Genomic DNA, 10873 nt, shown 5'->3' on the forward strand with positions numbered 1-10873 from the left:
CTCTGTTAACACTTAAATTACACAATGTAATTAATAACATTCATTGTTACGAAAAAATTGAAACTTCTTTCTCAAAACCTGAGTTGACAATTACATTCCCGAAAATAATTCAAACCTCATGACGTATATTGCCACCAAATACATGTCGAGGTTGTTATGAAAATATATCGTCTACTATTCGTTAGTTGCTTATTTCTGTTGGGATGTGCTTCAAATCAAGCATTCACTCCGATCAAAGAAGATCCCTATTGGGCGAGCGCCGAGCTGGCCAATGGCATGAAATACCACATTTATCCCAATCAAAAAGAACCCGTTTCCATCCGCTTGATTGTTCACGCAGCCGCATTTCAAGAAAACAATCAGCAACAGGGCTACGCTCATTTTCTTGAGCATATGGCTTTTAATGGCAGCGCTCATTATGCCGGAAATGATGCGATCAAAACCTTTGAGCAATCAGGTGTCAGTTTTGGCCCTGACATCAATGCTTATACTGCTTATCAAGAAACGGTTTACAAACTGGATTTACCCGATAACCAAGCGGTAGAGCCAGCTCTGGTCTGGTTTAGAGATATTGCCGATGGTATAGAGCTTACTCCTACATCGGTTGAAAATGAAAAACGCGTGATCATGGGCGAGTTTCGTTTTTCACGTAAAGAGGAGAAGAGCTACGCTCAAAACGTTTATGAGCACATGATTGCTAATACTTTATATGCGCAGCATGATCCCTTGGGCACCAAAGAGAGCGTGAACCAAGCGACACCCGAAGGGATTGCCGATTTTTACCGCACTTGGTATCAGCCACAGCTCACCGAAATCGTTATCGCTGGCAATATCACATTAGAGCAAGCTACGGCATTGATAGAAAAACATTTCGCGAGCTGGGAAAAAGGCAGCACGCCAATGCCGACTAGAAATCACAGCATTACGGCCAATAATACAGATTTTGTGGGTTACATTGGTGCCAATGACTCACCGAACATTAGCCTATTCATCGACCGTGGCGAGCAAAAAATAGCCAGCCGTGAACAACAAGCCCAGTGGTGGCTCGATGATATCGCCCAGCAACTGATACAACAGCGGTTATCCAGCAATTTTAGTGACGCCAACCTTCCGGCACTTTGGATTTATTCCCAAACTATCCCGTTTGAAACCCAGCGCTATTCGTTTGCAGAGGTCGGGTTTCCAGTGGACTCAAGAGAAGCATCGCAAAATCTCTTCTTCTCCACACTTGCTGCACTGCGTGATCATGGTGTGAGTGAGCAAGAGTTTCAAGCGATTTTCCGTCAGTATCAAGAGATGCTAGCGAACTTCGATAACAATTGGCAAAAAGCCACCGCGATAGATTTAGTCGAAGAAAAAACGCTGGCGCGCACATTGGATCAACCGATCCAGTCGCATTTAGACCGACGTTCGACGTTAACCGAATTTATCTCGACCACCAACAGTGCCATGCTCGATAAACACCTTCGCAAATTATTGTCTAGCGACTACCAGATCAATATTGGGCTGGATAAAAGTGAAGACAAAGAATCCGTCGTCGCGACACTGCCAACACTCAAAACCCTGTTTGCCCAAAAAGGGCAGCCACCGCTACTGCAAGAGGTCAATCAAGCTTTTGTAACACCTACGCAGATAGGTGCCATTTTGTCGGAATCTCAACCTCAAGAGCCGATGGATATCACCACTTGGACGCTAAGTAACGGTGTTGAAGTGTGGTATCGCAGAGACACTAACGCAGGGGAAAAAGTGTATGCCTCTTTGGCAAGCCTTGGTGGTAAAGCAAGCTTAGAGCCCGATTTGCGTAAAGCTTCTGAAGTGCTTATTCCGAGTGCCATACGCGGTGGAATTGGTAACTTTAGCGGCTCTCAGTTGGATAATCACCTGAGAAGACACGGCATCATATTGAATCCCTACATCGACTTTACGTCGCATGGTATCAGCCTTGAATCATCTAAAGATGAGTTAGCCGAAGCGTTTGCGGCCCTTTATACGGCGATGACAGCCATCAACATCGACGACAGCCATCTGCAGTTAACAAAACAAGAGTTTAAGCAAAATCGAGATACTTTTCTTCGCTCACCCATTGGCCAGATGGCGCTCGCCATTAATCGCAATAGCTATCTGCCGAACACCACTCATTGGTTATACGAAGGATCGGACATCAATACGGTGAGTGTTGAACAACTGATGCAAACCCATGATGATCTCTTTAAGAAAAATAGAGGCTTTAAACTCTTTATTACCGCAGACATTAAACCTGCCGAACTGAAACCGCTATTGCGTACCTATGTAGCGTCATTAACCTTCAGCTCTGCACCTGAGGTCGATTATCGCATTGATTATCGCGCAGACTTTCAGCCTCGAATCGACATGGCGATCAACGATGAAAAAAGCAGTGCCTATCTTGCCAGAGTGATCAGTAACGACCCGGAACACAAATCGGCTACTACTATCTTTATGGATGATATGTTGTGGCGTGTGGCAAACCGCCGCATGGTGAGTCAGGTGCGTGAACAGCTAGGGTTGGATTACGCTCCCAATGCTTTTTCGGTTTCAGCCGATAGTGAACCACACAACGATTGGCTATTTAGCGTGGACATTTCATCCAATGATGTCGATACCGCAGAGCAAGCCATTGATAAGCTGATTGACGGTTTATCTGTCGAAATAACGGAAGAGGAAACGCTCACCGCAGCGAAACAATTGATTGCCGATCTCAAACCACTCAAAGACGACCCCAAGCAGATGAATTGGTTTATTCAACGTTATTCACTGCACGGGTACGGCATCAATGCGTTGTTTAACATAGAGCAAACGGCAAACCGAATCACCGCACAAGAGATGACGTTGAGAGCCAAGCAAATTTTTAATCACCACAACAGACGAACCAAAATTATTATGCGCCCGAAAGCGAAATAACAGCAGTAGAGTCAACCCTAGGATACTCAAACTGCCACCGCTCTCCTCCTGAGGGGCGGCAACAGTTTGAGTATCAATCAGAACACGTACCCCATTTTGAGTGGCAACATAATATTTAGGCACCTCTGCCCCTGTAAGAACGCGCTGAATCCAGCTCTGATAATCATAAAGCTCCGTAAATACCGAGGTGATCGGTTGGTTAGTATCACCACATAGTGAAGGCCCAAAGCTGGTTAAACCAATTTGAATGTATTGCGAGCCATTAAACCAATAGACAGGCCCACCGGAATCGCCAGAACAGGTGGAGTTTTTATAAGCACCGCTTACCGCACCATCAAAACAGATCTGCTTTGAGGTCAATGTCGGGCCATAGAAAGCGCTACAGACGGCATTACTAACAAAAGTGAGGGTCGTTTCTTGTAACTGCTTATTAGCATTCGGGACATTACCCGCCACGTAGCCATGCCCAATCGCTTTGTAATTATTGCCAGCAGGGTAATCATTATTTAACTGAGTATTGAGTAGCGCAGAATAGTCCGCCACATTGAGCGGTGTTTCGAGCTTGATAATCGCAATGTCATCACGCCAGAGTGCGCTAGACGAATTGATGTAAGTACTGGGGTAATAAAAAGCCGCCGCGCGCGATATCTGGATATTCCCGTAGGGGAAATCGGCCACATTATCCAACTGAGGCACTACCACCGTATAAAGCATGGTATCTTTTTTACCGTAAATACAATGAGCTGCCGTCAAAATAAACTGTGAATTGATAATACTCGCCCCACAAAAACTGTTGGTACTATACTGAGCGCTGCTTTGATATAAAAGGCTAGCAAAAGAAGGGTAAGTGGCACTGCTGGTATCCGAACCATTCACAATGTAAGGCTGGAAATCAACCGCATAAGCATTTGCTGATAGCATCGCACTGAACAGTATCCATTTGTACATCCATCACCTCGTCACTCATCTAGAAAGATACGCGTGTATCACTTTCAAGTTTAGCGCCCTAAGTGGAACCTGCTCAAAAAAGGCAATAAAAAAGCGACCTAAACAGGTCGCTCGAGCTCAATAAGGGTTCAACGTCTACGAATGAAGGGGATAAACATCAGCAGTAAAGACCACCAGCCGAATGAACCACCACTGTCAGAAGGTGGGTTTAAATAAGCTTGGCGTTTCGCTTCTGTTGCGACAAATTTTGGTGGTTCAGAACCAAGCAGAACACTCTCTATCCAAGTAGAATAGTCAAGGATTTCCGTAAATACCGATGGAGCAGTAACCAGTGGGTCTCCACACTTGGTATTTGGCCCGAAGCTGGTTATACCAACTTGGATATAGTTACCGCCAATATGCCAAAATAACGGCCCCCCAGAATCGCCCTGACAGGTTGCATTTTGCAGCCCCGTAGAACCTATCGCCCCTTCCATACATAAATTGGTGTCCGGTACACCAGTCCCATAATTACAAGAGCTGTTAGGTACATAGGTTAACTCGGTTTGCTGTAGAGACGTTTTAGTATCGAGGTTAGAAGAGGTATTACCATGCCCAACGGCAATAAAGGTTTCACTTGATGAACGATAAGTGCTATCAGAATTTGCGGTAGGCCGCGTTAAGTAGTCAGCAGACGACACCATTGTCAAAGGTGTTTCAAGCTTGAGGATCGCAATATCATCCAATAAAGTGGTGTTGTTATAAGTTGATGGGTAGTAGATCTCCGCCACTCGCGCTTTTTCTAATATGTTGAATGGAAAGTTTGTTTCAATTTGCAGCTTAGGTACAACAGAGGTAAAAAGCTGATTTGCACTATTACCATAAACGCAGTGCGCAGCCGTCAATACGTATTGGTTATTGAGCAACGAAGCACCACAATAACTTCCTTTTCCATATGAACCGTTATAAGCAATTTGATCAAAAAACAAGCTCGCTATAGAAGGAAACTCCGCCACGCTTGCATACGAGCCGTTTACTATATAGGGCTGAGCATCAACGGCGAACACATTGCCAGAGAAGGCGAGCGAAGAAAAAAGTACTACCCATTTGTTCATCATGTCATTCCTTATCACTTTGAACCCAGATAGTACTTAATCCGTTATCGATATGAAACATCTTTAAATGCGCTTTTATTACATTTTATGATGCTTTAGCCGCGATAATAACGCTGAGCCACAAACGGCATTTTCTCAACCACCATTGGCAGCATTTTTCCGCGCACATCAGCAAAAATTTCTGTGCCTATCGCTGATAAATCAGCTCGGATATAGGCCATAGACACGGGCTTTCCGGCCGTCGGTCCCGCTGTACCACTGGTCACTACGCCTATATGCTGGCCATCAGCGTCAAATAGCTCAGTTCCTTCACGTACTGGCGCTTTAGTTAACCCCACTAAACCTACACGTTTACGTGCAACATCTTTGCTTTCGATCTGCCCAAGAATAATGTCTGCACCCGGAAAACCACCCGCACGCTCACCTTCAGCACGACGCACTTTGCTTATCGCCCATAACAAGCTCGCTTCAACTGGCGTTGTGCTGGTATCGAGATCATGCCCGTAAAGGCACAAACCGCACTCTAAACGCAGTGAATCGCGCGCGCCCAGACCAATCCATTCCACTTCTTCATAAGCGGTCAGTTTACGCGCCAATGCTTCGGCCTGTTCTGCTGGTACAGAAATTTCATAACCATCTTCACCGGTATAACCACTTCGGCTGACAATGCACTGGGCTCCATCGATGTCCATCAGCTGAATATCCATAAAGTGCATCGTCATCACTTGTGGTTGCAGGCGAGCTAGCACTTCAGCGGCTTTTGGCCCTTGCAGCGCTAACAGCGCGCGATCATCAATGACTTCGAGCTCAACACCTTGTGGCAAATGTGCTTGTAGATGAGCAATATCTTGTGCTTTACAAGCCGCATTAACCACAACAAACAGATGATCATCAAGGTTAGCAACCATCAAGTCATCCATGATGCCACCTTGTGCATTAGTGAAAAAGGCGTAACGCTGCTTGCCTGCTGGTAAGTCAATAATGTCGACCGGAACCAATGACTCCAATGCTTGCGCGGCATTGGCTCCATGCAAACGAAGTTGGCCCATATGCGAAACATCAAACAAACCAGCCGCCTCGCGAGTATGCAAATGCTCTTTCTTGACCCCTAATGGGTACTGAACGGGCATGTCATAGCCAGCAAATGGCACCATTTTCGCTCCAACTTCGATGTGCAGCGCATGTAAAGGAGTAGTGAGTAGTGTTTGATTTGCATGTTCTTGAGTCATTTTTATCTCCATTTCAGCCGACCCAGCAGGGAATTCACCACCAAATTTTGGCTATTATGTCCAAAGAAGAGGAAACCATGTTTCCAATAGTGAACAAGAATGCGCCCGTTCGGACGGATTAACAAGTTCAAAACAAGATGAATTGTCAAAATTAACAACCCAATCACAATTAAAAGTCGCGAGATGCTTACCATCGCCTGAGCTAAAAGTGATTAAAAGCACACTACAGAGGGCAAAGCCAACAAATAGCAAACGATTGCTGTCACTATAAGAAACTTCGCGTTTTCACACTCATTTTGCCGTAACCCACAAAATCAATGCATCCTCTTCGCTGACAGAGACCAGCATGTGCCCCATGTTAGCGTCGTAATAAACGCTATCACCTTCCGCCAATCGAACTGGTTCATAAAATTCGCTATAGAACAAAACTTCACCCGTGAGGATCAACAAAAACTCCTCACCATCGTGACGAACCCAGTCACTGTACTCTTCAAATGCACGAGCTCGCACTCGGCTTTTAAACGGCATCATTTTCTTATTAGAGAGCTGCGTGGCGAGCAATTCATGCTCGTAAGTTGGGGTGGGATGCGGCTTGCCCTGACCAATACGAGAAATATCCCTACGACCTGTTGCCACAATTTTCTTTGGTGGCTCAAATAGTTGAGGCATATCTATCTGCAATCCATGAGCGAGTTTTTGCATCGCTTGGTAGGTTGGAGAAATCTGTTCGTTTTCGATTTTACTCAATGTAGATCGAGCTAATCCTGTCCGCTGGCTCGCCTCTTCTAGCGTAATCCCAAGCTTAGAGCGGATCTCTTTAATACGTTGCCCAAGCTTAAGCGGTTCGATCGTTTGTTCACCAGTTTCCTTGGCCAAAGTCAACGATGGGTACTCATCATAAATGTCTTCAGACATGCTTTCCCTCGATTGTTATCTTCCTGATTTCGGCCATCATTGTGGCATAAAGCCAACGCAAGGTTAAAGAGGCTGCACGTAAATAAAGCGTGCTCTTGCTTACAAAAAAAGAAACCATGTTTCCTATAGGAAATTTTTGATTGATTGTTTATAAGTCAAAGAGTATGTTACTGACTTGTTAGATAAAGAGATGCAGTTTACCACTTATTGCGGTTAGGGATTTAACAAGGTTTAAGTGGCTTTTCACCCCGTATTGTTGGGGTTGCAATCCAGTTTAAGGATAACTGACACTCTGCTTTGTTGTCGCCTAACGGCTTAACGATAAGGCAGCCACTAAAAAGGAATGACGGAATGTTTAGCCAATCCGTCGGATTATTGGAAGGTCATCTACCATGAATGCCAACGTGAACAAAAGTTACCCCAACCACTGCCTTGAGAGCTTTTTCTCAACCAACCTTGCTGCCACTGATGATGCTGTCTTTGCGGGTATTCAAGCCGAATACGTGCGCCAAAATGAACAAATTGAGCTGATCGCCTCAGAAAACATCGTTTCAAAAGCCGTTATGCAAGCGCAAGGTACTTGTCTCACCAATAAATATGCAGAAGGCTACCCCGGCCGTCGCTATTACGGTGGTTGCGAACACGTTGATACCGTCGAAACCATTGCGATTGAACGTGCAAAATCCCTATTCCATTGTCAATACGCCAACGTGCAGCCGCATTCAGGCGCACAAGCTAATGGCGCGGTGATGCTGGCTTTACTGCAACCGGGTGACACGATTTTAGGTATGTCTCTGGATGCCGGAGGCCACCTCACTCATGGCGCTCGGCCTGCTCTCTCTGGTAAGTGGTTTAATGCTATTCAATATGGTGTCGATAGCACGACCTTAGAAATCAATTATGATGATGTACGCAGCCTCGCGTTAGAGCATCAACCAAAAATGATCATTGCGGGCGGCTCTGCCATTCCTCGCGTGATTGATTTTGCCAAATTCCGAGCCATTGCTGATGAAGTGGGCGCGCTCTTAATGGTCGATATGGCGCATATTGCCGGATTAGTCGCCACTGGTGCTCACCCAAGCCCACTGCCGCATGCCCACGTTGTCACGACCACCACACATAAAACCTTGCGCGGCCCACGAGGCGGTATGGTTTTGACCAACAGCGAAGAGATCAGCAAAAAAATTAACTCGGCGGTTTTCCCCGGCCTGCAAGGTGGCCCGTTAATGCACGTAATTGCGGCCAAAGCGGTAGCACTAGGCGAAGCGTTAGGCCCTGAGTTTCATCGTTATATTGATTCGGTGATCGATAACGCAAAAGTTCTCGCCGAAGTATTGCAAACTCGCGGTTGTGACATTGTGACTGGCGGGACTGACACTCATCTCATGCTCGTTGATCTTCGCCCTAAAGGGCTGAAGGGGAATATCGCCGAACAAGCATTAGAGCGTGCAGGAATCACATGTAACAAAAATGGCATCCCATTTGATACCGAGAAGCCTATGATTACTTCGGGTATTCGTTTAGGTACGCCAGCTGGAACCAGCCGTGGTTTTGGTCGTGAAGAATTCAAACTCATCGGTGAGTGGATTGGCGATGTTCTCGATGGCCTTGTTGTGAGCCCAGAAGGAAACCGTGATGTTGAGCAACGTGTGCGCAAACAAGTTAAAGCGCTGTGCCAACGCTTCCCACTCTATCAATAGCTTTTTTAAATTAAACACAAGTTCAAATCAATACGATACTTTTTTGGAGATAAAGCAATGGACAATACACTGAAGTTTGCAGATAGCCACGAGTGGGTGCGCGACAACGGTGACGGCACAGTGACCATCGGTATTTCTGAGCATGCGCAAGAGATGCTTGGTGACGTCGTGTTTGTTGACCTACCTGAAGTAGATACAGAAATTGATGCTGGAGACAGTTTTTCTCTGGTTGAATCTGTCAAAGCCGCTTCAGATATTTACGCACCGATTACAGGTGTCATCGTTGAAATCAACGAAGAGTTAGAAGATAGCCCAGAACTCATCAACGAAGAACCGTATGAAGGTGGCTGGATTGTGAAAGTGAAGATGTCTGATGCTTCTGAACTCGACAATCTAAAAAATGCAGAAGAGTACCAAAACTCTATCGAAGAAGATTAATTAGCCCATCACGGATCAAAGCTGCCCAGCATGGGCGGCTTTTTTTTAAGGTCGCACACGATCTTTGAAAAGGTAAAGGAAATGACTGAATTACTTCACAGCCCACTGCTTAGCCAGTTAAGTACTGAAAATGAGTTTGTTGCACGCCACAACGGACCCAACCCAGCCGATCAACAAAAAATGCTCAACGCGATTAACGCCGAAAGCTTAGCCGCGTTAATCGAACAAACCGTTCCTGCGCAAATTCGTTTAGAAAGCCCAATGTCCCTTGCTGCGCCTAAAAGCGAAGCCGATATGCTCAGCGCGATGAAAGTATTTGCCAATCAAAACCAGATTAAACGCACGTTCATTGGTCAAGGTTACTACAACACCTTCACGCCGAACGTCATTTTGCGTAACGTACTGGAAAATCCGGGCTGGTATACGGCTTACACGCCCTACCAACCAGAAATCTCTCAAGGTCGTTTGGAGTCGCTGCTTAACTACCAACAAATGGTGATGGATTTAACAGCGATGGATATTGCCAACGCGTCGCTGCTCGATGAAGCAACGGCTGCTGGCGAAGCAATGACACTGTGTAAACGCGCAGGAAAAAGCAAAAGTAACGTCTTTTTTGTGGCGGACGATGTTCATCCACAAACCATTGAAGTAGTAAAAACTCGCGCTGAATTTATCGGTTTTGAGGTACAAATCGGCGCACTCGACTCATTGCCTGAACAAGATGTGTTTGGCGCGCTGCTGCAATACCCAAGCACCACAGGTGAAGTGCGTGATTTAAGCGACCTGATTGCTAAAGCGCAAGCCAATAAAATATTGGTCACTGTTGCCACGGATTTACTGGCCAGCACCTTGCTAAAACCAGCGGGTGAAATGGGCGCGGATGTCGTGATTGGCTCGGCTCAACGTTTCGGTGTCCCTATGGGTTATGGCGGCCCACACGCCGCCTTTATGGCCACGCGTGAAGCGCACAAACGCACTATGCCCGGCCGCGTGATCGGCGTGTCGATTGACGCCAAAGGTAATCCAGCACTGCGCATGGCAATGCAAACTCGCGAGCAGCACATTCGCCGCGAAAAAGCGACCTCGAACATCTGTACCGCGCAAGCTCTGCTGGCTAATATGGCCTCGTTTTATGCGGTCTATCATGGCGCAGAAGGGTTGCGCACCATTGCGCGCCGTACTCATCATATGACAGCAATTCTAGCGGCAGGCTTAACTCAAGCGGGCTACGAATTGGTACACAACAGCTTCTTTGACACGATTACCTTAAAGAGTGCCGCTCAAACTCAAGCGCTGTACGCAAAAGCGCAGCAAGCCGACATCAACTTACGCCGCTTTGATGACCAACTAGGCATCAGTTTAGATGAAACCACCACCACCGCTGATCTTGAAACCCTGTTTGCGGTTTTCGATATTAAGCAATCGGTAAGCGCGCTGTCGGCAGAAATTGCCGCCAACGAATTTGCAGCGATTCCAGAACACTGCCGTCGTCAATCTCGCTTCCTAACGCATCCTGTGTTCAACACCTATCACAGCGAAACGCAAATGATGCGTTATTTGAAAAAACTTGAGAATAAAGATTTTTCATTAACTCACGGCATGATCCCGCTTGGCAGTTGCACCATGAAAC

The 10873-nt window shown here is 46.3% G+C and carries 6 protein-coding genes and 2 pseudogenes; 4 read left to right on the plus strand and 4 right to left on the minus strand.

Features of this window, described 5'->3' with window-relative positions; genetic code table 11:
• Positions 1–276: 276 nt before the first annotated feature.
• Positions 277–2694: pseudogene (locus B9J87_RS12920) on the plus strand (M16 family metallopeptidase); the annotation flags it as partial.
• 75 nt (positions 2695–2769) lie between these two features.
• Here B9J87_RS12920 and B9J87_RS17935 read toward each other — a convergent pair.
• The 4 genes from B9J87_RS17935 to B9J87_RS12940 form a co-directional block, all read right to left on the minus strand.
• Positions 2770–3867 (minus strand): S1 family peptidase, encoded by a 1098-nt coding sequence (locus B9J87_RS17935; RefSeq protein WP_026028942.1) that lies wholly within the window; start codon positions 3865–3867, stop codon positions 2770–2772.
• 128 nt (positions 3868–3995) lie between these two features.
• Positions 3996–4979 (minus strand): trypsin-like serine protease, encoded by a 984-nt coding sequence (locus B9J87_RS12930; RefSeq protein ID WP_094147218.1) that lies wholly within the window; start codon positions 4977–4979, stop codon positions 3996–3998.
• A 77-nt stretch (positions 4980–5056) separates the two neighbouring features.
• On the minus strand, positions 5057–6190 hold the full coding sequence (gene gcvT, locus B9J87_RS12935; protein ID WP_176429525.1) for a glycine cleavage system aminomethyltransferase GcvT: 1134 nt from the start codon (positions 6188–6190) through the stop codon (positions 5057–5059).
• A 291-nt stretch (positions 6191–6481) separates the two neighbouring features.
• Positions 6482–7105: a helix-turn-helix domain-containing protein gene (locus B9J87_RS12940; RefSeq protein WP_010320321.1), complete on the minus strand. Its 624-nt coding sequence runs from the start codon at positions 7103–7105 to the stop codon at positions 6482–6484.
• 392 nt (positions 7106–7497) lie between these two features.
• Here B9J87_RS12940 and B9J87_RS12945 point away from each other — a divergent pair, with 392 nt between their 5' ends.
• The 3 genes and pseudogenes from B9J87_RS12945 to B9J87_RS12955 form a co-directional block, all read left to right on the plus strand.
• Positions 7498–8805: a serine hydroxymethyltransferase gene (locus tag B9J87_RS12945; RefSeq protein WP_094126798.1), complete on the plus strand. Its 1308-nt coding sequence runs from the start codon at positions 7498–7500 to the stop codon at positions 8803–8805.
• A 57-nt stretch (positions 8806–8862) separates the two neighbouring features.
• The gene (gene gcvH / locus B9J87_RS12950; protein ID WP_013868476.1) at positions 8863–9243 is read left to right on the plus strand and encodes a glycine cleavage system protein GcvH; all 381 of its coding nucleotides are present in this window, start codon (positions 8863–8865) and stop codon (positions 9241–9243) included.
• Positions 9244–9324: 81 nt separating this feature from the next.
• Positions 9325–10873 (plus strand): annotated as a pseudogene (locus tag B9J87_RS12955) (glycine dehydrogenase (aminomethyl-transferring)); the annotation flags it as partial.

The sequence above is a fragment of the Vibrio sp. V19_P1S1T109 genome, from assembly GCF_002241375.1.
Classification (GTDB): domain Bacteria; phylum Pseudomonadota; class Gammaproteobacteria; order Enterobacterales; family Vibrionaceae; genus Vibrio; species Vibrio anguillarum.